The 25,033-nt window shown below is 27.2% G+C and carries 27 protein-coding genes; all 27 read left to right on the forward strand.

The genetic code is table 11. From position 1 onward, the window contains the following. Nucleotides 1-134 precede the first annotated feature (134 nt). The gene (locus JOP69_RS06285; protein ID WP_215602669.1) at nucleotides 135-809 is read left to right on the forward strand and encodes a leucine-rich repeat domain-containing protein; all 675 of its coding nucleotides are present in this window, start codon (nucleotides 135-137) and stop codon (nucleotides 807-809) included. 146 nt (nucleotides 810-955) lie between these two features. Continuing rightward, nucleotides 956-1,444, forward strand: a complete 489-nt coding sequence (locus tag JOP69_RS06290; RefSeq protein ID WP_203395255.1) for a hypothetical protein — start codon at nucleotides 956-958, stop codon at nucleotides 1,442-1,444. 150 nt (nucleotides 1,445-1,594) lie between these two features. Further along, nucleotides 1,595-2,017, forward strand: coding sequence for a hypothetical protein (locus JOP69_RS06295; protein ID WP_203395256.1), 423 nt, complete (start codon nucleotides 1,595-1,597; stop codon nucleotides 2,015-2,017). After that, a complete protein-coding gene (locus JOP69_RS06300; RefSeq protein ID WP_203395257.1) occupies nucleotides 2,001-2,768 on the forward strand; it encodes a tetratricopeptide repeat protein in 768 nt (255 codons plus the stop codon). The genes JOP69_RS06295 and JOP69_RS06300 overlap by 17 nt, the downstream gene beginning before the upstream one ends. A 148-nt stretch (nucleotides 2,769-2,916) precedes the next feature. Beyond that, nucleotides 2,917-3,555 carry a hypothetical protein gene (locus tag JOP69_RS06305; RefSeq protein WP_203395258.1) on the forward strand — a complete coding sequence of 213 codons (639 nt, stop codon included), beginning with the start codon at nucleotides 2,917-2,919 and terminating at the stop codon, nucleotides 3,553-3,555. A 257-nt stretch (nucleotides 3,556-3,812) separates the two neighbouring features. After that, on the forward strand, nucleotides 3,813-4,889 hold the full coding sequence (locus JOP69_RS06310; protein ID WP_203395259.1) for a Fic family protein: 1,077 nt from the start codon (nucleotides 3,813-3,815) through the stop codon (nucleotides 4,887-4,889). A gap of 142 nt (nucleotides 4,890-5,031) precedes the next feature. Continuing rightward, nucleotides 5,032-5,676 (forward strand): hypothetical protein, encoded by a 645-nt coding sequence (locus JOP69_RS06315; protein WP_215602671.1) that lies wholly within the window; start codon nucleotides 5,032-5,034, stop codon nucleotides 5,674-5,676. Nucleotides 5,677-5,823: 147 nt separating this feature from the next. Next, on the forward strand, nucleotides 5,824-6,507 hold the full coding sequence (locus tag JOP69_RS06320; RefSeq protein ID WP_166386492.1) for a hypothetical protein: 684 nt from the start codon (nucleotides 5,824-5,826) through the stop codon (nucleotides 6,505-6,507). A gap of 165 nt (nucleotides 6,508-6,672) precedes the next feature. Beyond that, entirely contained in the window at nucleotides 6,673-7,551 is an 879-nt protein-coding gene (locus JOP69_RS06325; RefSeq protein WP_203395304.1) for a toxin-antitoxin system YwqK family antitoxin, read from the forward strand. Between the two features lie 804 nt (nucleotides 7,552-8,355). Continuing rightward, a complete protein-coding gene (locus tag JOP69_RS06330; RefSeq protein WP_215602673.1) occupies nucleotides 8,356-9,000 on the forward strand; it encodes a hypothetical protein in 645 nt (214 codons plus the stop codon). A gap of 316 nt (nucleotides 9,001-9,316) precedes the next feature. Further along, nucleotides 9,317-9,919, forward strand: coding sequence for an outer membrane protein (locus JOP69_RS06335; RefSeq protein ID WP_203395328.1), 603 nt, complete (start codon nucleotides 9,317-9,319; stop codon nucleotides 9,917-9,919). Between the two features lie 863 nt (nucleotides 9,920-10,782). Then, a complete protein-coding gene (locus tag JOP69_RS06340) occupies nucleotides 10,783-11,100 on the forward strand; it encodes a hypothetical protein (RefSeq protein WP_203395225.1) in 318 nt (105 codons plus the stop codon). Next, nucleotides 11,090-11,494: a hypothetical protein gene (locus JOP69_RS06345; protein ID WP_203395224.1), complete on the forward strand. Its 405-nt coding sequence runs from the start codon at nucleotides 11,090-11,092 to the stop codon at nucleotides 11,492-11,494. Before JOP69_RS06340 ends, JOP69_RS06345 begins: the two co-directional genes overlap by 11 nt. 395 nt (nucleotides 11,495-11,889) lie before the next feature. Continuing rightward, complete coding sequence (locus tag JOP69_RS06350) at nucleotides 11,890-12,471, forward strand: hypothetical protein (protein ID WP_203395223.1); 582 nt, start codon at nucleotides 11,890-11,892, stop codon at nucleotides 12,469-12,471. 32 nt (nucleotides 12,472-12,503) lie between these two features. After that, nucleotides 12,504-12,707 (forward strand): hypothetical protein, encoded by a 204-nt coding sequence (locus tag JOP69_RS06355; protein ID WP_203395222.1) that lies wholly within the window; start codon nucleotides 12,504-12,506, stop codon nucleotides 12,705-12,707. A gap of 241 nt (nucleotides 12,708-12,948) precedes the next feature. Beyond that, nucleotides 12,949-13,347: a hypothetical protein gene (locus JOP69_RS06360; RefSeq protein WP_203395221.1), complete on the forward strand. Its 399-nt coding sequence runs from the start codon at nucleotides 12,949-12,951 to the stop codon at nucleotides 13,345-13,347. 240 nt (nucleotides 13,348-13,587) lie between these two features. Further along, nucleotides 13,588-14,298 carry a hypothetical protein gene (locus tag JOP69_RS06365; protein WP_203395220.1) on the forward strand — a complete coding sequence of 237 codons (711 nt, stop codon included), beginning with the start codon at nucleotides 13,588-13,590 and terminating at the stop codon, nucleotides 14,296-14,298. 157 nt (nucleotides 14,299-14,455) lie between these two features. After that, nucleotides 14,456-14,704 carry a hypothetical protein gene (locus tag JOP69_RS06370; protein ID WP_203395219.1) on the forward strand — a complete coding sequence of 83 codons (249 nt, stop codon included), beginning with the start codon at nucleotides 14,456-14,458 and terminating at the stop codon, nucleotides 14,702-14,704. Beyond that, nucleotides 14,671-15,414 carry a toxin-antitoxin system YwqK family antitoxin gene (locus tag JOP69_RS06375; RefSeq protein ID WP_203395218.1) on the forward strand — a complete coding sequence of 248 codons (744 nt, stop codon included), beginning with the start codon at nucleotides 14,671-14,673 and terminating at the stop codon, nucleotides 15,412-15,414. Before JOP69_RS06370 ends, JOP69_RS06375 begins: the two co-directional genes overlap by 34 nt. A 150-nt stretch (nucleotides 15,415-15,564) precedes the next feature. Then, on the forward strand, nucleotides 15,565-17,148 hold the full coding sequence (locus tag JOP69_RS06380) for a hypothetical protein (RefSeq protein ID WP_203395217.1): 1,584 nt from the start codon (nucleotides 15,565-15,567) through the stop codon (nucleotides 17,146-17,148). A 127-nt stretch (nucleotides 17,149-17,275) separates the two neighbouring features. Next, nucleotides 17,276-17,881 carry a hypothetical protein gene (locus JOP69_RS06385; RefSeq protein WP_203395216.1) on the forward strand — a complete coding sequence of 202 codons (606 nt, stop codon included), beginning with the start codon at nucleotides 17,276-17,278 and terminating at the stop codon, nucleotides 17,879-17,881. A gap of 152 nt (nucleotides 17,882-18,033) precedes the next feature. After that, nucleotides 18,034-19,041 (forward strand): hypothetical protein, encoded by a 1,008-nt coding sequence (locus JOP69_RS06390; RefSeq protein WP_203395215.1) that lies wholly within the window; start codon nucleotides 18,034-18,036, stop codon nucleotides 19,039-19,041. A 640-nt stretch (nucleotides 19,042-19,681) separates the two neighbouring features. After that, the gene (locus JOP69_RS06395) at nucleotides 19,682-20,884 is read left to right on the forward strand and encodes a hypothetical protein (protein WP_203395245.1); all 1,203 of its coding nucleotides are present in this window, start codon (nucleotides 19,682-19,684) and stop codon (nucleotides 20,882-20,884) included. A gap of 704 nt (nucleotides 20,885-21,588) precedes the next feature. After that, nucleotides 21,589-22,077 carry a hypothetical protein gene (locus JOP69_RS06400; RefSeq protein ID WP_203395244.1) on the forward strand — a complete coding sequence of 163 codons (489 nt, stop codon included), beginning with the start codon at nucleotides 21,589-21,591 and terminating at the stop codon, nucleotides 22,075-22,077. A 320-nt stretch (nucleotides 22,078-22,397) separates the two neighbouring features. Continuing rightward, nucleotides 22,398-22,892, forward strand: coding sequence for a hypothetical protein (locus JOP69_RS06405; protein ID WP_203395243.1), 495 nt, complete (start codon nucleotides 22,398-22,400; stop codon nucleotides 22,890-22,892). A gap of 789 nt (nucleotides 22,893-23,681) precedes the next feature. Then, complete coding sequence (locus JOP69_RS06410; protein ID WP_203395242.1) at nucleotides 23,682-24,023, forward strand: hypothetical protein; 342 nt, start codon at nucleotides 23,682-23,684, stop codon at nucleotides 24,021-24,023. Between the two features lie 388 nt (nucleotides 24,024-24,411). Beyond that, the gene (locus tag JOP69_RS06415) at nucleotides 24,412-25,008 is read left to right on the forward strand and encodes a hypothetical protein (RefSeq protein WP_203395241.1); all 597 of its coding nucleotides are present in this window, start codon (nucleotides 24,412-24,414) and stop codon (nucleotides 25,006-25,008) included. Nucleotides 25,009-25,033: the final 25 nt, after the last annotated feature.

Below are 25,033 nucleotides of genomic sequence, written 5' to 3' on the forward strand. Positions count from 1 at the left end.
ATAAAAATCGTCACATCAAATGTAGACACTCCAGAAAACAAATTTCTGGACATCGATTTACAAACGAAAAAAATATAACCTATTTAGAATTGGACAGCATTGATTCAAAGGTATCTTACTTCTTGCATAATTATTTGATTTCAGTAGCTGAGAAGGAATGGAAAGACACTATTTCTACGAACGGCTTAAGAGAGGAATTTTCTTTAGTTAATGCTTTAAAAAACCCTGAAAATGTTTATAAACTTAATTTAAGAAGAAAAAGAATTGATTCAATTCCACCTGAAATAGGGAAATTAAAAAATTTAGAAGTTTTAATTATTTCTGGTTCAACAATAAAATCTCTTCCAAAAGAAATCGAAAACTGTAAGAAATTAAAATCAATAATTGCTAATTCAAGTAAATTGGAAGAATTACCTTCTTCATTAGGGAATTTAAAAAATTTGAGAACACTAAAAGTTGGAAACTGTAATTTAAAATCTATTCCAAAAGAAATAGGGAATATTGAAAGTTTATGGGAATTATCACTTGGGCATAATAATATTAAAACACTTCCTCAAGAACTTGGTAAACTAAAAAATCTGACAGTGTTAGATATTAGTGACAATCCAATAAAAGAATTTCCTTCTTGTATTGTTCAAATGGAAAACCTAAAAAGGTTTTGGATGTATAGGAGTAATATTAAACAAATCCCTTTTGAAATTAATAACCTTAAATATTTAGACCATATAAGATTAAGTAAGAAAAAAATTGAGAATATAGATTCTATTGAAAGTGTGATGCCTGAAATTATGTTTTTAGATAAGAATTAAAACTGCACCTAACACCGTGTAAAAAAAATTGCTGGTTTTAGCCTACTTACGAAAATCCTCGCGGATTTTCTTGGTTCGTGTTTTATTTAGTAACTTTATTGCTTAGAAACACGCAACTTTCCTTACACAACAACGTTGTAAAACATTTGAAAAAAGCGTTCCAAATACTAATTATTGTACTGTTTTCAGTTTCTTGTTCCAATTCAAAAAAAGGAATTATAACTGAAAACAGAACTCTTTATGTGTTCGACTTTGATTCTCTAAAACGAACAGAAAACTACAAACTGACAATTGAAATTAGAGATACTATAACCAAATACAAATATCAAAATCTGACTGACGAAAGTAAAAATATGGATGTATTTTACATTCCGAAAACTAAAATATTAAAATTTGCAATGTGGAAATACATTCCAAAAAATAGCGAGAATTTTAAAGGATTTTCGCTTTCCAAAACTGAATTCGTGAATTACGAAATGCAAGAACCAGAAACCGACGGAACTGGACCAATTTTGTTCAATCCTGAATACGGCATTTTAGGAATTGGTAATGTAATGGCGCCGAATTTTGTTTATTTAAAAAATCAATCGGATTCAAAAATTTTAGATAATATAATTGAAAAACTAACTGAATAAAAAAAACGTTTTACAACACCGTGTATAAAAAATTGCTATTTTTAGCTTAACCAATGTCAGTTGCTTTGCTTGCTAGCTTCTGATTTTCCTTCGGAAAATCCTCGCACACAAGCACGCAACTTTCCATACACATAAACGTTGTAAATAATTATGAAGAAACTTTTCGCTTTTATAACAATATTATCACTTTTTGGATTTTCACAAGAAAACAATGAGTGTAATGAAAGAACAATTCCATATTGGTGGAATGGAGTAAATAGCAGAATTGAAGGAGAAAAACCAAGTTTAAGAAAAGCTTTTAAGAATATTCAAAATTCAGAAACTGAAATTACACCAAAAAATGGTTTTATAACTTTAAGATTAAACATTACTAAAACTGGAAAATTCTGCGACATAGAAACATTTCAAATTGACGAGAATTATGAAAAAACAGAATTTAACAATGGAAAATTAGCCAAAAAAATTGAACAAATTGCTATTAAAATTAAAGACTGGAAAAGAGACAAAGATTATAAAACTTACAATTTAATAAGGTTAAAAATTAAAGACGGAAAAATTGAAGAAATTTTTTAAAATATTAGGAATTGTATTTGGTTTCATCATAATTATTGGAATTGGTTTCAGTATTTACCTTTATTTCTGGAATAAAGATAGAATTCAGACAACAAAAGAATTATCTGAAAAAATAGAGAATTTTGAATCCAAAAATAGTGAAGAATATATGGAATATTCAGTTCACTTAAATAAGGCAGGAGATTTTGAAAAAGGGTTTACATATTTAAATAAAGCAGTTGAACTTGAGCCAGAAATGCATTTAGGTTATCGAGGTTGGATCAGATTAAGGAAAATTAGAGATTTTGATAAAGCTTTGGCAGATTTTGATAGACTTGATAGTTTAACACCTAAATTTGTAGATGCGCCTTGGGGAGAAAACATTGACTTTTTGAGAGGAGAATGCTATTTTGGAAAAAAAGATTATCAAAAAGCAATTGAATCATTCAATCTAAATGTTAAACATAATAAAGAAGATTGGGTAGATATTCACACTTTTGTTTATCTCGGACTTTGTGAATATAAACTCGGTAATTATGAAAAAGCTATTTCAGAATTTGAAAGAGCTTTAGCACAATCAGAATATACGACTGAATCATCTTTTGGAATTTCTAAAGCATATTACAAACTTGGAAATATTGAGAAAGCTAAAGAAAATATTTTAGAAGCTGAAAAAAACATAGATTATAAAAGAGATGATGCTTACAATGAATTTTTAAATGAAATTTATTTGTCTGAAATATTAGAATTTAAAGAACAATTAGAAAAATAACTATTTACAACACCGTATAAACTTTATTGCTGTTTATAGCTCACTTGGGAAATTCCTCCGGAATTTCGCCGTTCGTGTTTTATTTACTAAATTCACTGCTTAAACAACGCAACAAAGCTTATACATCAACGTTGGCATTAATTAAAAAATGAAAATATTTGAATATTACAGAAAAGCAATAATTTCATTTTCATCAATGTTATTGGTGTTTCTTTTTTCGTTTATAATATCAGGAAAATTTAATATAAATGGAATTATAAATATTACTTACTTAATATTTGGAGTTTCTATATTTTTAGGAACACTTTATTATATTTATGATGTTTATTTTGGTCCAAAAAAGAGAGTAAATGAATTAAAAAAATATCCTTTTACGGAATTAATGAAAATTGGTTTTAAACACAAAAAAGATTATTTAATTGGAAAAATTAATGGGTTTACAGTAATTGTTGGCTACAATTGGAGAAATGAAAAAGGATTTCCTTGTGTTTATGGAATTATACTTTTTGACCCAAGAATAAATGGAAAACTCATGAATAATTACGATCTTAATAAGTTACAAAACTCAATAAAAGATGAATATAATTTTTGGGAATATGGCAGATTAAAAACTGAATGGAACTTTACCAAAGAAAAACCAAATCATAAGTCAATAATTACAAAACTGAAAAAGAATTCTAATCTGATTTTAAATAAAGGAATGAATAAAATTAGCTATGAAAATTGGAAAAATGAAATTGAAAGTAAATATTCTGAAAGTAAAAAAACTAATGCCAACACCGTATAAACTTTATTGCTGGTTTTAGCTCACTTGGGAAATTCCTTCGGAATTTCGCCGTTCGTGTTTTATTTACTAAATTCACTGCTTAAACAACGCAACAAAGCTTATACAACAACGTTGGCAAAAATACCTCAGTGAGCTCGAAAAATACAATGTAAAGAAAACTAAAATAACTTATCATTTAAAATTATTATGTAAAGAAAAGTCCATTTTCTTATCATTATAAATTACCTTTGTTAAGAAAAATAGAATTTCTTATCATTATGAATGACTTTAAACTTGAAAAACTTCCTTTAAAAAAAGACATTGAAACAAAAAATGTTCTTAAAAAATTAAATGAAGCTCATAGAGCATTAGCTGAATTAAAAGGTTTAGTATCTAGTATTCCAAATGAAAATATCCTAATTAATACATTAGGGTTACAAGAAGCAAAAGATAGTTCTGAAATTGAAAACATCATCACAACACACGATGATCTTTATAAAGCTGAACTAAATTTAGATGGAGTAAAATCGTTAGATGCCAAAGAAGTTCAAAATTATATTTCTGCATTAAAAATTGGGTATTCATTAATTTCAAAAAGAAATATTTTAACAAATAATGACATTATCCAAATACAATCTGAATTAGAAAAAAATAATGCAGGTTTTAGAAAAGTTCCTGGAACTGCATTAAAAAATGCTAAAACTGGAGAAACAGTTTATACTCCGCCACAAGACCTTGAAACTATAAAAAATTTAATGTCTAATTTAGAACAATTTATTAACGACGATACTTTATCTGACTTTGACCCAATAGTAAAAATGGCTATTATACATTATCAATTTGAAAGTATCCACCCTTTTTATGACGGTAATGGTAGGACAGGAAGAATTATTAATGTGCTTTATTTAGTAATGAAAGATTTACTTGATTTACCAATTCTATATTTGAGTAGTTTTATTATTGAAAATAAAGCTAAATATTATGAATTATTACAAGAAGTTAGAATTACTGACAATTGGGAAAATTGGTTAATCTATATTATCAAAGCAGTCGAGCAAACTTCTAAACAAACTATAATTCTAATAAAAGATATTCAGAAATTAATGCTTGAATATAAACACTTAATTAGAGATAATTATAAATTTTATAGTCAAGATTTATTGAATAACCTATTTCAACATCCATACACAAAAATTGAGTTTATAGAAAGAGATTTAGGAGTATCAAGAATTACAGCTGCTAATTATTTAAATAGATTAGCGAAAGATGGAATTCTAACAAAACAAAAACTAGGAACTGGAAATTACTATATCAATGAAAAATTATATACGATTTTAACAAAAAAAGTACTTTAGCCAACAACGTGTAGTAAAAATTGCTAAATTAGTGCTTAATAAAAGTAGTTGCTTTTTTATTCACTTCTGTTTTCTTTCGGAAAATAGTCGTTCATAAAACCGCAACTTTCAATACACAACCACGTTGCCATTAATTTACGAAATGAAAAAAATCCTTCTATTATTTTTTATATTTAGTTTTAATATTAATTCTCAAATAAAAGGAGAATATTCAAACGGAAATGGAGATGATTATAGAACTATAATTTTCAAAAAAAACAACACTTTTCAATATTTTACTGGAGGTTGTGTAAGTGAATCATTTGGAAATGGTCATTATGAAATAAAAGACAAAAAACTTTACTTAAAATTTAAAGATCAAAATACTGAATTTAATTCTAAATATTATTCAAGTTCGCATAAAATCATTAAAACTACACCTAACAAAAAAGATAGTATAACTATTAAAATAAAAGTATTAGATGAATATGAAAATCCTTTTCCAAGTTCTTATTTTAGAAATAGAACCGAAAACTTGGGTGTTTCAGATTCAAATGGAAATACTGAAATTAAAATTCCTTTTTCCGAATCTTATTACTTTATTCAGCTTTCATCAATGGCCACTGAAAGTTACCCATTAAATATTATTCCGAATAAGAATTATGAAATAGAAGTAACCTTAAAAGCACATTCTGAAAGAAAAGAAATTATACAAGGTATTATTCTTGAATATGAAATAATAAAAATAAAGAGGAAAACAATAGAACTAAAATTCGGAGAATCATCATTAATTTATAAAAAAAACTAATGGCAACACCGTATAAACTTTATTGCTGGTTTTGGCTCACTTGGGAAATTCCTCCGGAATTTCGCCGTTCGTATTTTATTTACTAAATTCACTGCTTAAACAACGCAACAAAGCTTATACAACAACGTTAGGGCACATAAAAACGAAATGAACAGATTAATAATAATTTTTCTATTATCAATTATTTTAGGTTGTAATTCACAAAAAAATGAATTAGAATTTGAAAAAAAAGTTTTTAATGAAATATTTTTAGAACTAATAGATTCTACATTTTATGATTTCAGAACACTTCAACCACCTTTGACACTTGCTCCTCTTCCAAATGGAATTACAATAAGTGAAAGTCAAAAAAAAGAGAATCTTAAAACACATAAAAAATATTTAGCTGACTTTAAAAAAAGGAAAATTGAGATTGAAAAAGATACTTCCAGAATTGTAATAGCAATAGTTGACACAATTTTCACATTAGGTCAAGATAGTTTTGAAAAATTAGGTAAGAATTTTGAAAATTTGAAATTCAAAAATGATTCTCTAGAAAAAAAAATCGAATACAAGATTAATTTATCTAAATTCAAGAATAATGAAAAGTTTATATTTAAATACTATTCAGAATTTCCAAAAGGTCGAAAAATTTGGAGAACTGAATACCCTTTTCATCTTGGAGCAGTAATATCTTTTTCCCGAATCTATTTTGACCGTAATAAAAAAAATGGAGTTATTGAAAGCGGAACTACTTTTGGAATATTAAATGGAAATGGTTTTAGAATATTTATTAAAAAAGTATCTGATAAATGGAGAATTGAAAAAATTGAAGGAACTTGGATTTCATAAATAACGTACCCTAACACCGTATATAATTTATTGCTGGCTTCTCGCCTATTTACGAAAGTCCTCGCGGACTTTCTTGGTCGGTAATTATTTATTAAATTAGTTGCTTGAAACACACAACAAACCATATACAACAACGTTGTGGTTAATTTACGAACTGAAATCTGAATGAAAAATACTGCTTTTATATTATTATTCTTTATAACTCAAATAAGTTGTTCACAAGAAAATCCGACAATATTGACAAATGAATCAATATCGATAGAGTATTCAAATAGTGAAGTTGAGAAACCTTACATATATTCATTAAAAAATGGTAATCCTTTAGATGGTTTCTACAAATTATTTATTACTACTGGTGGAAAATTTAAAAAGTATCATTATCAGATTCTTGGAGAATTTTCAAATGGATTAAAAAATGGTTTGATTACTAAATTTTCGAACAATCAAATAACCTCAAAAACAAAATACTGTAATGGAAAACCTTGCGGTATAATGGAGCAATATTTTCCCAATGGAAAACTATCTGAACGAAAACATTTCAATAAGAAACAAAAAATACAAGGAACTTATGAAAATTATCAAGAAAAAGACGGTAGATTATTGAGGAAAACAGAGTATGCAAACGGTTTAAAAAATGGAAAAGAAACTTTGTTTTATACTAATGAAAAAGAGTCTATCTCTCTAGTTACAGATTATGTAAAAGGAGAGAAAAACGGAAAAGAAATAGGATACAGTATAAATGGGAATATTAGCTTTGTTAGACATTATAAAAATAATTTACTTCACGGAGAATACCTAACCTACTTCGATAATGGACAGGTCGAAATGGATATGTTATATGAAAAAGGAAAACTAACTAATAAGGAAAAAAGATATATACTTACTGAAAATAAAAGATTTCTTATTTGGGAAAAGGAGCATTTTAAAAATAATTTATTAATCTGGACAAGATATAACACAGATGATAATTCTATTTATGATATTCTATATGTAAATAATGGAATTAATATTTCAAAAGATGAATTTGAGAAAATTAAAAACTAACCACAACACCGTGTATAATTAATGGCTAGTTTTAGCTTACTTACGAAAATCCTCGCGGATTTTCTATTCAGTTTTTATTTACTAAATTAGGTGCTTAAACACGCCACTAATCATACACAACAACGTTGTAAAAAACTGGCTGAAAGTATAATTTAAGAACAACAGATATTTAAAAATACATTTAGCTTTAAAGTCTGAAAACTCAAAAAAGCGAAATAAAACGTTTGAAAAATTAGTTTTTTGGAACACTCTCTCGCGAATCAAAATTTTGAAAAAAATAGAAGGTTTTTAGAATTTTAAGAAAAAAAATAATTCTTTTCGTTCGGAGTTTTAAAACGCAAAAAAAAGGAAAAAGTTTGCGGAATTTAGCTTGTTTGAAAATATCTGAAAACTTGAAACTTCATTACTGTTTGAAACTAAAATCGCTGAATTGACAAAGTGTTGTGTAAAAGTCGGAGAAATTCGTTTTTAAAGACAAATTTAGAAAGGCTGAGAGATTTCTAAGAGTAAAATAAAAGTTTACTCGTGTTCTGAATTAAAAACTTATGAAAACGCTGAAAAATCAAAATTACGGAATTTCCTCAGAAACTCTAAAAAGGAGAAAAAAGAAATAGGAATTTTATAACTTATAAAGTGGAAATTAAACACGCATTTTACAACACCTTGTATAAAAAATTGCTAAATTTGGCTTAATCAAAGGTTGTTGCATTTTTGTCAACTCCTATTTTCCTGCGGAAAATAGCCGTCGACTTAAAACGCAACTTTCCATACAAAACAACGTTAGGCACAATTAAAAACCAAAATATGGCATTTGCTTTACCTAAAAACTTTGAGAGTCTTTTTGAAAATGAAAGAATTGAATGGATTAAAATCAAGAGAATATTCTCTCAGATTTCTTCTGAATTTAATATTTCAAAAATTAGAAAACCATCTCTTGCAAGTTTTGAAATTATGAATAAAGGAAACTTTTTGAAAATCCTTCAGTCTTATGAGATAAAAAAAGATAATAATCAGTTTACTCTTTCTGTTGTTGAATACAATAATTCATATGAAATTGTAAACAAATATGGAGGAAGAACAGCTACAGAATCTCATAAATATTTATTTGGTTTTTTAAGGACTGAAAAAGATTTTGGAAAAGGTTTCTTAAGACCTGAAAGTATTGGCGACAAAATAAGCGAATATTTTTCTCCTGTTGAACTTGATATAAATGGATTTGACAAGTTTAACAAAAATTATTACTTAGTTGTTTCGGAAAAGGATAAGTTTTTAAAATCAATAAATGAAAATATTATAAATTCTATATCTGAATATAAAAATGTTGAAATGGAATTTTCAAATAGAAAATATCTTTTTCGTATAAGAAATGTATTTGAACTAAAAGAAGCTAAAAACCTTTGTGAATTGGGAATTAAATTAGCTTCTTCAACAAAAAATAAAAGTGCCTAACACCGTGTATAAAAAATTGCTTAATTTAGTACTTAACCTAAGTTAGTTGCATTTTTATAAACTCCTATTTTCCTGCGGAAAATAGCCGTTCATTTAAAACGCAACTTTCCATAACACAACAACGTTGTGTGCAATTCCACTCATTTCCCAAAAAAAAATAATTACTTTGAGGAAACGTTTTACAAAAATTTAAGTAATTAATGAATTAAAAAAACGTTACTCAGAATTAAAAAAAATCGAAAAAAGATAAAATATTTGAATTTACATTTTTGGCATATTTATTGTTGCATTGAAAACAATCTTAAAACATACAATTATGAAAAAATTATTATTTATGAGTATTATGATTTACTCAAGTTTTACTCTATTTGCTCAAAAGGAGAAAACAAAAACTACACCAACAGATAAAGGAAATTATATTGTTGATGGAACTGTTTCTTTTTCAACTAATAATTCGAAAAATGAACAAGCTGGATTTAATTCAACAAAAAATAATTGGTATAATATCGGAATTAGCCCCAAAGTAGCATACTTTGTAGCTGATAGATTTGCTTTAGGATTAGAGACTTCCTTTGGTTATTCAAATAGTGAATTCACAGATAGTAATGGTACTAAATCTTCAAATAATAGTACATCAATTTCAGCTGGACCTTTATTAAGATATTATTTAGTCAATGGTATTTTTGGGCAAGCATCATTAGGTTTTGGAACAAATAATAGTGAAAGTAACGGTTTTAAAAATAAAAATTCTTTTTTTAGTTATCAGTTAGGATTGGGATATGCTATATTTCTGAATGAACACATATCAATAGAGCCAATTATCAGTTATAATCATCGTAAAAGTACGAACAATCAATCTAATTTTGAAACAACTTATAATGGATTTATGTTTGGAGCAGGTTTTAGCATTTATTTATAGTAATAAAGAGATTTTTTTTATAAATTCTATTTAAATGTAGGAATAATAAAAAAATGAAATAAAAAAACTGCACACAACACCGTGTAAAAAAAATTGCTGGTTTTAGCTAACTCACGAAAATCCTCGCGGATTTTCGTGGTTTGTGTTTTATTTACTAACTTTAGTTCTTGAAACACGCAACTTCTCTTACACAACAACGTTGCTAAAAATTGCTAAGAAATCTCAATCAGCTTAGGAAATAATAAATAAAAATCTAGAAATTCAAATAGTTAGACACTCTCTCGTTAATGGAAAATTCTGAAGGAATTTTAGGTATTTATTTTAAAATTGAAAACATCAAAAAAATAAGCTTTGAGTAGTTAAATGGTTGAGAAAAATAACAAGAAAGTATTTTCTGAAAACCGAAAAACATCAAAATTGTTGTCTCAATTGAATGTGTGAAAAACTTCTCATGCGCTGAAAAACTAAAATTTGGAAATTTGAATAAAATAATTAAAATTGTTACTTCAATTAAGCTTCTGAGAAATCACTCAAATGCTGAAAACAAAATTTGAGTAAACTATGGAATTTAAAAAAGTAAAAGGATTTTTACTAGAATTCTGAATTTTGAAAAAACGATTAGAATTAGAAAATAAAAAACAACTTTAAGCAACACTATGTATAAAAAATTGCTATTTTTAGCTTTAGTAAAAGTAGTTGCTTTTTTGTAAACAACAATTTTCCTGCGGAAAATAGCCGTTCACTTAAATCGCAACTTTCCATAACACAACAACGTTGTAATTAATGCAAAAAACGAAACTTTGGAAATTAAATCAATAAAAATTTACTTATTTATTTTTCTTACAATAATTTTTATTTCGTGCGTGAAAAATGAAAGAATTGAAGGAAAATGGTTTGTAGAAAAATTTGAAAAACCAAATGGAGAAATAAAAAAATCGAGTGAAAAATGGATTGAATTTTCAGAAAACGGAACTTTAAAAGGAGGAAAAATTGGAGAATCAGAAATCAAAAAAGGAATTTGGAAATTTGATTCAATAAATAAAACCTTGAATATTGAATCGGAGAAAGAATATGGAGATAGCGGAATTTATAAATTAGAAGAAATAAACGAGAAGAATATGATTTTAGTTAAAGATAGTATGAGAATTTTCTTTAGAAAACAGAAAAAGAATGAACATTAAAATTATAAACAAAATATATTTTTCTAACTTTAAGAGAACTTTAATGTTTTCACTAATTATTATTTTGGTTAGTTCCTGTTTGGGAAATTTTAATCACAACACGAATGAAAAAATTATAGACGATTATTACATAATTGCGACAGATATTAAATCCCAAGCAAACATTTCAATTTATAAAAAAAAATATGAAAGTTATATTGGAATAACGCCAGAAGGAATTACTGAATATTCTGTTATTAATAAAGAATTTATTATCGGAAAAAATAAAACGAATAATTACTTTATAATTAAGATTGGAGAAGAAACTTATGAAAAATTTAATTCTGCAAAATTTGAAAAACTACTTCTTTCGAAAAATATAAATATTGAAAAAGTAAAATGGGAAAAAATTTAAGATAATTAGGAAATGAAAAAAGCACTAATTACAACACCGTATAAACTTTATTGCTAGTTTTGGCTCACTTGGGAAATTCCTCCGGAATTTCGCCGTTCGTGTTTTATTTACTAAATTCACTGCTTAAACAACGCAACAAAGCTTATACAAAAACGTTACCCAACATTTGGAAAATAACCAGAACAATAATCATAATTTTATAAATTATTTTACTTTTAAGTTGTAAAAGAAAGGAAAATCTTAAGCAATTAATAGAAATACAAAGTTTGAATACAATTCTGATTATAAAAAAACAAATAGAGGAATGGACAATATTGTGCTGATATAAGTTTTTATAATTCAACTATAAAAATTTCATCAAATTGCATTTTAAAAATTAAAACATATTGAAAATTATGAAAAAAACTAAACTAATTCTTGTTACTACGTTTCTTCTTTTAACAACAGTACTTTTTTCACAAGACATAAATCGATTAGTTGAAAATAACGGCTTCAAGAAAATTAAATTAAACTCTAATATCTATGATTATGTAACAGATGGCTATTATGATTTCGTTAAGAATACGCCTAAAAACAATCCAGACTATCATATTAGAGAAGTATTTGATTATGTTTACGCTACAGGAGATTTGAAAAAAATCGTTGATATTACTATTAGTTCAATATATGTAAAAACAATAAATGATACTATTTACGAAATTAAAGTTTATATGCCTTCAAACACAGAGATCTATGATATGCTGAATATGGCATTCGGAAAACCGACAAGGGAAATAACTAATCGTTATGCAAGTGATTATGGAATTGGCTCGGGTGATGCATACTACTGGGAACCTAAAAACTCTTCTATAAGTTTGAATTTTTTTTTTGGAGAAGGTATTTATTGTTCTATAACCTATACCAATGAAACTCTGAAAGAAAGTGGTGTATTACAAAAGAAAAAAGAGCAAAAAAAGAAAGCTCAAAATGGGTTTTAGTATAAATTTCATTAAAATTATAAAATAAAAATATGACTACAGTAAAAGAATTAATAAGAGAATTAGAAAAAATGCCGAAAGATTTAATTGTTCTGTTAAATAATAATACCGAAAACGATGATGTATCTGTATATTTTACAAATATTAAGGTCGAACAGCACAAAATAACTTTTCCAACAAGTGAATCAAAAAGTAAACAGAAATTTATATTACTAAACCAAGGAGGTCTGATTTAAAAGTTATAAATAACAAATTTAGAAATATAGTAAAGTTGAAAGTAAAAACGTTGGGTAACACCGTATAAACTTTATTGCTGGTTTTAGCTCACTTGGGAAATTCCTCCGGAATTTCGCCGTTCGTGTTTTATTTACTAAATTCACTGCTTAAACAACGCAACAAAGCTTATACAACAACGTTGCCTTTAACCACGGATTATAGATTTCAATGAAAAAACAAATTCTACTTAATTAAAAAATTATGTTCAAAAATTTTAATTGGAATAGATTATTATCAATTTTAGGATTGATAATTCTTGTGTTTTCAATAATTGGAGTAATTGAAACATTTAAGAAAAAAAAAGTTAGTGAGCTTGATTTAAAAGTAGAGGCAATTATATTAGAAGCACCTGAGGATTGTTCTACTATTACAACGAGAAGTGGATATTGCACCCTAGAGTATAATGGAAACACTTATATAAAAAGAGCTGGTAATAAATATTGTCATTTAGTTTCTGGAAAGGAAACAGTAGCTGTTTTGACCAATCAAAATCATGATGATATTTATTTCATTGGAGAATATAATCAGAGTGATTTCATTTCTTTAATAATATTATTAGCTCTTGCAATTTTATCAATAATAAAAGGATTAAAAAACTAATAAAACGGAAAAATAGGAGAAACTACTCCGAGGAATGAAGAATATAACTCTGAAATACTGATTCGAATTAAAAAATGAAAAAGTGGCTAAAAGGCAACACCTCATAAAATTTAAGCTTACTTTTAAACTAAATAACGAACTGACAAGCAATCAACAAACGATTTGGTACAACCGAAAAATCTCCGATTTTCCAGTCGCACAAATCTTATAAAAAACCGTTGTATTTAATTATCCGAAAAATTGAAAACCCAAGAAACATATAGAGATATAAGAGAACAAAGAAAGATTGGACTTCAAACTTTCTTTTTGAACATTGAAAATAATCATTATGATTACGTTTCAAATAATTTAATTAAAGAACTTGAGGAGAAATTAAAAGAACTCAACTCCCAAATTGAAACGGATGAAAAAGAGCCTGGTTATATGAAACATATGGATGTTTATTTTCTTGGAAAAGAACTTTACGCAGTTTCCGAAATGAAAATTATTTATGGATATAAACATTTTGAAACACATTTAAAATGGTTATTAAAAGCATCGTATCCTTCCGAAATCAACAAAAGAGAATTATTTCGTTGGGAAAACATTGAGAACTTTCTAAATTCTAAAAAGATAAACCCGAAAAAATTAACGAATTATACAGAAATAAGAGACTTAAGAAATCTTAATAATGCAATTAAACACTCATTTAATCTTCTTGACAACAAAACAAAGAATATAAGAGAGTTTCAAAACAAAAAGAGCTTGAGTTATACAGATTTATTGAACTTTTATGAAAGAGTCGAAGAAAGCAGTCTAAAATTTATTCAATCACTTTCTGATAAAATAGAAAAAGATTTATATGAATTTGACAATAACCGTATTGAAAGGTTAAGTGACAAGTTGGCTCTTCGAATGGATGATAAAACAATAAATAAATTGATAAAAAAGTTAGAATCTAAAAATAACTAAATACAACAACTGGTATATTTTATAGCTTGGTTTTAGCACACTTACGAAAATCCTCTCGGATTTTCTTGGTCGGTAAATATTTACTAAATTAGTTGCTTAAAACACGCTACAAAACATACCAAAAACCGTTGTAAGTAATTTACCAGAACAATAGAAAATGAAGAAAATATTGACAAACGTTATTTTAATTTTTATAACATTAGCAAGTCAAGCACAGGTTAAAAAGATTGAATTAGAAAATCGTAATGGTAAATATTATGAAATAGGAAAAGAGATTCCTTTTACTGGAGAATCTTATACCTTCTATTCTGAAAACAAAAAAGAAACATTTACAGAATTCACTGATGGAGAATTGAACGGTGAAATGAAAAAATGGTTAAAGGAAAAAAAAATGGTAATTGGATAGCTTGGTTTTCTAATGGTAATAAACTGAGAGAAGGAATATACAAAGACAATAAAGAAGAAGGAAAATTTACTTGGTGGTATGAAAACGGAAAATTAAAAAAGAGAGGTTTTTATAAAAATGGAACTTCTAATGGGAAATGGACTTGGTACTTTAATAACGGACAAAAAGAGTCTGAAGGAAAATTATTAAGCGAAACTAATATTGGAAAATGGTTTTGGTGGAATGAAAAAGGAGAATTAATTCACGAAAAGGATTTTTCTAAAAAATTAGAAAATAAAGCCTTTAATAAATTAATAATTGGGAAATGGAATTATATAAAATCTACTGACAAAGAAAATAAATCTATTAAACACGTTATTCGTAAATACCCAAATGGAAAAGAAATGAAAATTGTTGCAAGTGGGCCAAATATTATTATTAAAAATGATGGTACTTACGAGAAAAAATTCACGGAAGAAAATACAGATTACGGGAATTGGGAAATGCTAAAAAAAGATGAAATTAAATTTGAAATGGTTATTCCTAAAAATTCTGAACAAGCAAAATTTATTGCTATAGCTCAAAAAGCTATGGGTAAAAAATGGAAAGAAGATGAAAAAGGAAATTATCTTGATTCTTCTACAAGTAAAATAATTTCATTAACAGATACAATAATGAAAATCGAATATGAAAAAAATTACGTTTTGATTTATAAAAAAGAATCCGAATAAAAACTACTTACAACACCGTATATAATTTATTGCTGGCTTCTCGCCTACTTACGAAAGTCCTCGCGGACTTTCTTGGTCGGTAATTATTTACTAAATTAGGTGCTTGAAACACGCAACAAACCATATACAAAAACGTTGGCAGTCATAAAAATGAAGAAACTTACATTAATATCGATATTATTAATATTCTGCGGATGCTCACCGAAAATAAGTGAACATTTTGAGCAAAATAATTATATAAGAAACTTTAGTATTCACATTGTGAATGACTCTTTACAGCTATATTTTAAAACCCCAGCTGATATAACATATACAACTGAGAAAAAGAAATTAAAAAAAATAATTCGCAATTCAAACTTCAAATTAAAAGATAGTGTTCTCGTTTACGGTAGAACGAATGAACCTCCTTATGAATATTTTGTTACAGTATCAAAAAACCACAAACATAATTACCCAAAAAAAATAATTGTTTTCGATACTTTAATTAATAACCAAACAATACAATTTATTGGAAATCCACTAACCGAAAACCCTAACAGAACTTTAGAAATTGATTTAAAAAATATGTTCAAAAGTTTAGAAGTTGGTAAAAGTTATAGAAAAGAGATTAGTACAGTTATGGATATTGTAAAAAAACATCAAAATTCTAATAAGTACTTTGCTATATTAAATGAAATTAGCGAATTCCCAACTTATGACAAACAAGAGGAATGGGCAAAACTACAAATGGAATTAACCTATTCATCATTCCTAGGAGAGAACAAATTTTATGAAAACTATTTAGACAAACTTGAATCTAGGTTTAAGCCAAACGATACGATTTCTAAAATAATAAAAGAGAATTTAGAAACTGGTTCAAAGGTTCTTGATACAATTATTAAAGAGGCTAAAAATCATAAAATCGTGATGATTAATGAAAACCATTTTTATCCCAATCATAGGTTATTGATTTCTGATTTATTAGTAAGATTACGAGAAATAGGATTTTCGTATTTAGCATTAGAAGCTTTAGATACTAAACAAGACAGTCTACTAAATCTAGAAAATTCATACCCAACTTTAGAAACTGGGTTTTATACAAGCGAACAGAATTATAGCAACCTTATAAGAAAAGCAAAGGAATTAGGTTATCAATTCATAGCTTATGAAAATACAGATAACAATAAAAACAGAGAAATTGGACAAGCTGAAAACATATTCAATAAAACATTTAAATTAAACCCTAACAATAAAGTTTTGGTACTTGCAGGAATAGACCATATTCTTGAAAAACCAACTAAGAAAGGAAAAAAATGGATGGCAACTATATTTAAAGAGAAATATAATATTGACCCACTTACAATTAGTCAGACACACTTAAATTCTTACAGAAAAGAAATAAATAATAACCTTGGTATTATAAACAGTAAATTCTTCGATAGCGACAAATTAAAGTCAGTTGATTATTTAGTGTTAAACAATGAAAATATCAAAAACAAAGATAACCCATCGACATTTTCATACCAAAACAAAATGAAAAGTGATGTTCAAGTAGCTTTATTCTATGGAAACGAAATCTCAAACAAATACGATTACCATAAAAAAGTTCCTTATTTTTCTACCATTTTAAAAAGTGGTGAAAAGTATAATTTGCCCATAAAAAAAAGTGGCGAAATATATTTATATGCATTTGACAAAAATGGAAAACGAGTTGATAAACAAATAATTACGCCTGCCAACACCGTGTATAATTAATGGCTGGTTTTAGCCAATTTACGAAAGTCCTCGCGGACTTTCTATCTATGTTTTATTTGCTAACTTTAGTGCTTAAAACACGCCACTAACCATACACAACAACGTTGGCAACAATTAAAAACGAAAAATGAAAAACATTCTATATTTTATATTTTTATTGACTTCAATTACATTTAGTCAAACTAAAGAAATAAATATAACTATGGAAAAAGTTTCAATTAATTCTGACATTCAAGAACTTTTAGACTTTGAGAACATTAATTATTTAAAAATAAAATTTTGCGGAGAGAAATTAATTGGTAAGAAATACGAATTGACAGTTAAAGAAATTTGGAAAGGAAAAGTGAAATCTGAAAGTGAAATCTTAAATTCTGAAACTTTTCCATTTGAAGACTGGAAAAAAATAAATGACACGATTTTAGAAATTAGTGTAATATCGAAACTCTCGAAAAAGAAAAATTTGAAAATGGTTTTTAAAACACCACGAATGAAAATCACGAAAAATTTTAAAGCTACAAATTCAAATGATTACCATTTTACGGATTTAATTGACTCAAACAAAGAAAAAATATCATTTGGGAAAAAATTTTATTTATTATCAAATGCCTTAATGTATGAATATGATGGAACTTTTCGGACTTTTGTTGGTGGAATTAATAATGGAGATGTTTTGAAATGGGGAGAAAAATATGGAATAAAACATTATCTGATTTTTGAAATGAAATTTGAATAAATAAAAAACAGTTGCCAACACCGTATAAACTTTATTGCTGGTTTTTGCTCACTTGGGAAATTCCTCCGGAATTTCGCCGTTCGTGTTTTATTTACTAAATTCACTGCTTAATCAACGCAACAAAGCTTATACAACAACGTTGGCAATAATTTATGAACAGAGCATTTTTAATAATATATTTTTTAATCGGAATTTTCTGGAATATCTATTCACAAGAAAATCCGAATCACGTCTATGTTCAAGGATATGAACGAAGTGATGGAACTATTGTCAAACCATATTACCGAACTGCACCTAACTCGACTAATAATGATAACTTCTCGACAATTGGAAATACAAATCCATACACAGGGGAATCTGGATGGATACCAAGAGATGACAATTATGCCTACTCATACATTTCGTCAAACAGAAAAAGAAGTAAAAAAATTTATAAAAAAACAGAACCAATAAAAAATTATGGGAAACAAAATTATTGGGTAAATCAAAAAGTATATAAACACGTAAAAAACGCAAAGAAAAAAGATAAGAAATTCAAAAAAAGCCTTCGCAAACAAACCAAAAAAAACAGAAAGGAGATTAAGAATAAACAAGAATTGAATATTGAAAATTTCTCAAATGGTTGGTATTACGCAACTGTTTACTCATCAGTTGAAATTAACAATGAATATGAGGAAATAATCTTCAAAAGAGAAGTTCTATTGGAAAACGGAAAAGTTGTAAAATACATTGGTTCAAATCATTTAGTATATGACATTTATGATTTTGACAAAGTTAGTAGCAATTATAAATTTAAAATGATTTTTCCTGACAATACAATAAGTGAACAATATGGAATTATGAGTTTTTATGACTCTAAACCACTGAATTACAAACCATATTACGAATACCCAAACGTTGTGTTTTTCTATGTTACAGAAAGTAATAATGGAGGACAAATTTCGATTACACTCGAAAGCGACCAAACTGTATATTATGGTGGATTCTTAAAAAGTTATTGGAATGAAATTCCAGATTGTCAAACAAAGGAAAGCGTTGTCAAATTTTATTTACCGAGAGGTAATTATAAATTTTTCGCAGAAAACAAGAAAAGTTTGTGGTCAAATAATTCACTAATAGTAAACAACGAATGTCAAGGAATAAGACTGAACTTTAAATAAAAAACTATTGCCAACACCGTATATAATTTATTGCTGGCTTCTTGCCTACTTACGAAAGTCCTCGCGGACTTTCTTGGTCGGTAATTATTTACTAAATTAGTTGCTTGAAACGCGCAACAAACCATATACAACAACGTTGCAAGTAATAGCGGAAACCACTCGGGCTGAATAAATTGCGGTTCAAAACTCTTGAAATTTGAGCTTCTAAAGTTCTGAGAAATTTCGAAAAAATGGAACACTCTCTCGCGAGTCAAAAAATTTATCAAAATGCGGAATTTCCAATATTGTGGAATTGAGCAACATTCGGAATTAAGCAAGTTTGCGGAATTGAGCTTCGTGCGGAATTGAGCAGTTTTACGGAATAATCACGAGCACGAAAAATTTGAGTTGTAATTCAAAAATATGAAATATCGGAAATTACAGAAAATAGTTAAATTGGAAAATATAAAACCAAAATTGTGAAAAAAAAGCTACTACTTGCAACACCGTGTATTAAAAATTGCTTATTTTTAGCTTAACCAAAAGCAGTTGCATTTTTATTCACTTCAATTTTCCTACGGAAAATAGCCGTTCACAAAAATCGCAACTTTCATTACACAACAACGTTGCCCACCATTAAAAAAAAACGAACTGAATTAATATGATAGATTTCTTTAAAAATTTTAAAAGCGAAGAAATTTCTGATTGGATAAGTGATTTTTTACTTTTTATTATTAAGCCCAGAAAAATTGTTGAAAAAATCAGCAATAAGGAACAAGATGAACAATTTAGACAATTCCTTTTTCACTTTACTATTTATACAGGTTCATTTATTTTTCTTTCAATTGGAACAAGTATATCAGATTGGATAAAACCTGCTTTGATAAATTTATTCTCGGCAATTCCAATAATAATCCTCTTCTTTATTTCTACTAGAGTTTTAGGTAAAAAAGATTACTTAGGGAAAATATTTATTTATGTTCTCGGTTTTCAGTTTGTACTACTTCCTTTAATCATCGTTACCTACACCTTATTTTTAAATTCAGAAGACTATACCTATAAATACATATCCGATTTACTTTCAGGAATTTCTGGATTGTATCTGATTTTCGTGTTTGGTTTTGCGATTGAAAAAAAGAACTTAAAAGCATTAAAAATTACATTGGTTTCCTACCTAGTTTTAAATTTATTTTATTTCGCTTTTGTTAGAATTAATATTGACCCATACAGCAATAGTAGATTTTCACAGAAAGATCCAATTTATGCTGAGTACTATGGGCTTGTAAATCCATTAAAAAACAAAGAAATAATACCATCATTAAGATTTGTATCGGTAATTGATGATGAAATAAAAACAACATTCGGAGTACAAGAAACGATAACGGAAAAAGAATCAACTGGCACAACTGATGACAATGAGCTTTATATAGAAATATTGAATGATAATATTAAACATATTAAAACAACCCAACCGAATCTGAAATTTAAGCGAAATCAAGAGATTGCTTTAACTTGGTTGGATTATTTTAAGGCTATAAAGAGAGAAGTTAACTTTAAGATAAAAGATACGGCTCAGATTAAGGAAATGGGATTGACCCATATGAAAACATATAAAATTGAGAAATTTACACTTTCAAATTATTACGGAAGAATTGAATGGGAAGGGATAATAAACAATCAAATCCCTTTAAAATGGTATCATAACAGCATTTTGAATAATCACCAAAAGGCATCACTGCCATCTGAAATATCAAGTAACATTTATTTGTTTCCTGGAATTTTACTTGATTATGTCGTAGGAGACTTAATTTTGAAAGAAGGAGAACCAAAAACATACACCGAAAAATTTCTAAAATTGGAATAATAACGGTGGGCAACACCGTATATAATTTATTGCTGGCTTCTCGCCCACTTACGAAAGTCCTCGCGGACTTTCTTGGTCGGTAATTATTTACTAAATTAGTTGCTTGAAACACGCAACAAACCATATACAACAACGTTGCAAGTAATAGCGGAAACCACTCGGGCTGAATAAATTGCGGTTCAAAACTCTTGAAATTTGAGCTTCTAAAGTTCTGAGAAATTTCGAAAAAATGGAACACTCTCTCGCGAGTCAAAAAATTTATCAAAATGCGGAATTTCCAATATTGTGGAATTGAGCAACATTCGGAATTAAGCAAGTTTGCGGAATTGAGCTTCGTGCGGAATTGAGCAGTTTTACGGAATAATCACGAGCACGAAAAATTTGAGTTGTAATTCAAAAATATGAAATATCGGAAATTACAGAAAATAGTTAAATTGGAAAATATAAAACCAAAATTGTGAAAAAAAAGCTACTACTTGCAACACCGTGTATTAAAAATTGCTTATTTTTAGCTTAACCAAAAGCAGTTGCATTTTTATTCACTTCAATTTTCCTGCGGAAAATAGCCGTTCACAAAAATCGCAACTTTCATTACACAAACACGTTGGCAAAAACTACTAATAATCGCAAGAAAACACTTAGTTCTTTAAATAAATTTTTCGCTTAAAATTGTGAAAAAAAATCTAATTGAAAATTTGAATTAAATGGCTAAACAACGAAAAATTAACTCAGGAGATATATTTGAAATTCCCATAGAAGAAATAGGTAAGAAAAAATTCCTACAGTTTATTTATTCAGATAAAGAAATTTTGGGAGGTGATTTGGTCAGAGTTTTTAAGTTTGAAACAAATATAGAAAATAGTATAAACATTAATAATATTATAAAATCAGAGATAGTTTTTTATAGCTATACAATGATTAAAATTGGTATTAAATTTTCAAACTGGAATAAAATAGGAAATATCGAAATAGAGAAAAACTTTGAAACACCTTCATTTAGATATACAGAAGATTATGGAAAACCCAATATAACTAAATCACTCAAATGGTGGATTAGAAAAGGAAGTGAAAGATTTTTTATAAAAGAATTATCTGAAAAATATGAGAAATTATCTTATGATTGTGTTACTCATCCAATGGCATTTACACAAATGATTAAATTAGGTTATGACGAAGCAAAACGACCAAAATAGAATAAATGCTTTTTTTATATAATTTAATCAAATTAAAAAAGAGCAAAACTATAACTCTTGAATTTTATCTCAAAAAATAAAAACTATATATTGAAATTATAAGTCACAAAAAACGAGAGAAATAAAAAAACACGCATTTGCCAACACCGTGTATTAAAAATTGCTAAATTAGTGCTTAACTAAAAGTAGTTGCTTTTTTATAAACTTCTATTTTCCTTCGGAAAATAGCCGTTCATTTTAGGCGCAACTTTCAATACACAACAACGTTGGCATTAATATAAGCGACGACCTCGAGTTACACCACCTTTAATAAATGATTTATGATAATTGGGGAAAAGTTTTACAAGCTTTGCGAAAAACTTGAAATTGGAAAATGGGAATTTAATTTTCTTAAAAGAGAATTTATTTTGTCGTTTGAAGAAGTTCATAAACTTGATGATTTAAAAATTGTTTTTAATGGTGAAAACGGAGGTTTTGTTTTAGGAAATTCTCACGATTATGGAGGAATACATTTAATACAATTAGATGTAGATAGAAAAATTGTAAAATATGCTGGAGAAATGGAAGGTTTTGAATATTTATCTTCGCCTATAAAATCTGAATTACAAAAAAAAGAATTTTTAGAAATAAATAAACTAACTCCTGAAATAGACGATTTAAAGGAATTAATTATCCCGAAAAACTGCAATCTAATTGACACACGAAATATTAAAGTTCCTGTTATTTTAGTTTCTATATATGAACAATTCATATTTAATAAAAAATCATCGATTAAAAACATTGAGAAAATTATTGAAATTGAAAAAAAATACTAATGCCAACACCGTACAAAATTAATTGCTTTATTTCTGGCTCACTTACGAAAGTACTCGCGTACTTTCTTTGTCTGTTATTATTTAGTAAATTAGCTGCTTAACCGCCGCAACAAATCTTGTACAAACACGTTACCAAAAATAGTTCAGATCACTCAAAATTCTGAAAAAATAAACAAATAAAACTCTTGAATTTTAAAAATGAAACACTCTCTGAAGATTGGAAAATTCTGAAAGAATTTTGTTTGTTTTTTATAGAATTTAGAAAGTTTAAAAAAATAAAAACTGAGCATTTCGGAATTGAGTAAAATGCGGAATAAAATCTGTGCGGAATTATCTCTAAACCGAAAATTCAGAAAGGCTGAGAATTTATTGAAATAAAATTGTTGTCGGAATTTAGCACGTGAGAAAACACTCAAACGCGAAAAACCAAAATAGCGGAATTAAGCAAAATGTGGAGTAAAAACTGTGCGAAATTATCTTAAAGTGAAAATTTAGAAAGGCTGAGAATTTATTGAAAATCAAAAAAAAATAAAAATTGTTGGCGGAATTTTCACTCGAACGCTGAATTCAGAAAATAATAAGGAAAAGTGGAAAATTAAAAAAACTACTTTTGGTAACACCGTGTATAAAAAATTGCTTATTTTTAGCTTAACCGAAGGCAGTTGCATTTTTACTCACTTCAATTTTCCTGCGGAAAATAGCCGTTCATAAAAATCGCAACTTTCCATAACACAACAACGTTGCAAGTAATAGCGGAAATCACTCGAAATCTGAAAATATGATGAATAAATGAAAAATATTTTTTCGGAAAATATAATTTGGCAAAAACTTGAAAACAGGAAAATTAAAATATTCTCTATAGTTGGAATATTTTTATTCTACGTTATTTATAACCTGAATTTTAATTTTCAAAATAATGTGGAAATGTCATTTTTTGAGTTGTTATTTGGTTTAGGAATATCAATGAGTTTAGGAATATTTGTTTCGGGAATAATTTTATATATCTGGTTTGAAATAGAACAGAAAAAGAATACTTTTTTAAATAAATCTGAAATCTTGAATTTTGATTACTTAACACGCATTTACATTTTGTATTATGTCATTATGTTACCATTTGGAATGTTATTTTAACTTTTGGTTCACTCTCTCGCGAATCAATAATTTTATCAAATTTCGGAATTTCCAATATTTCGGAATTGAGCAACGTTCGGAATTGAGCAACGTTCGGAATTGAGCAGTTTTGCGGAATAATCACGAGCACGAAAAATTTGAATTGTATTTCAAAAAAAGAGGAATATAATAATTAAGGAAAATGCAGAAAAAAGTGAAATTGGAAAATATGAAATCAGAATTGTGAAAAAAAACTACTACTTGCAACACCGTGTATTAAAAATTGCTAAATTAGTGCTTAACTAAAAGCAGTTGCATTTTTGCAAACAACAATTTTCCTGCGGAAAATAGCCGTTCACAAAAATCGCAACTTTCATTACACAAACACGTTACAAATAATACATAAACGATGAGAAGAACTCTTACTTTTATTGCAATATTTTCTTTTTTACTTTCGAGTGCTCAATATAAAAAAGGAATAATTTTTTTAACAGATTCAACTGAAATAAAAGGATTAATTAAAGTTAGAACACTTGATGGAATCAAATATAAAGAAAATGACAGTTCTTCGGTTAAAAAACTAAATGACAGACAATTAATTGGTTATAATATTACTGAAGATGGAATTGAAACTAAATATAGATTTAAAAAAATTGAAAGTAAATTTAAGAATAAACAAAGGTTCGGACCTGGTAGAAAAATAAAAACTGACCAAAAAATTAGAATGAAAATAGTTCGTTCAGGGAAAATAAATTTATATAGCGTATTTGTTTCAAATGCAGGTTCTGCTATGGGAATGGGGCTACCTGTTTCATCAGGAAATTTATATTATATTGAGAAAGACAACAAAACAATAAAACTTGGAACCAAAATTAAAAGTAAATACTATTACTTGTTTGAAGATTGTCCAGAATTAATAAAAAAGATAAAAACAAAAGAATTAAAACATACGAATTTAATTGAGATAATTGAATACTATAATAAAAACTGTGATATAGAAAATTAACGAGTGAAAAAAGTACTATTTGTAA

Source organism: Polaribacter sp. Q13 (genome assembly GCF_016858305.2).
Classification (GTDB): Bacteria; Bacteroidota; Bacteroidia; order Flavobacteriales; family Flavobacteriaceae; genus Polaribacter.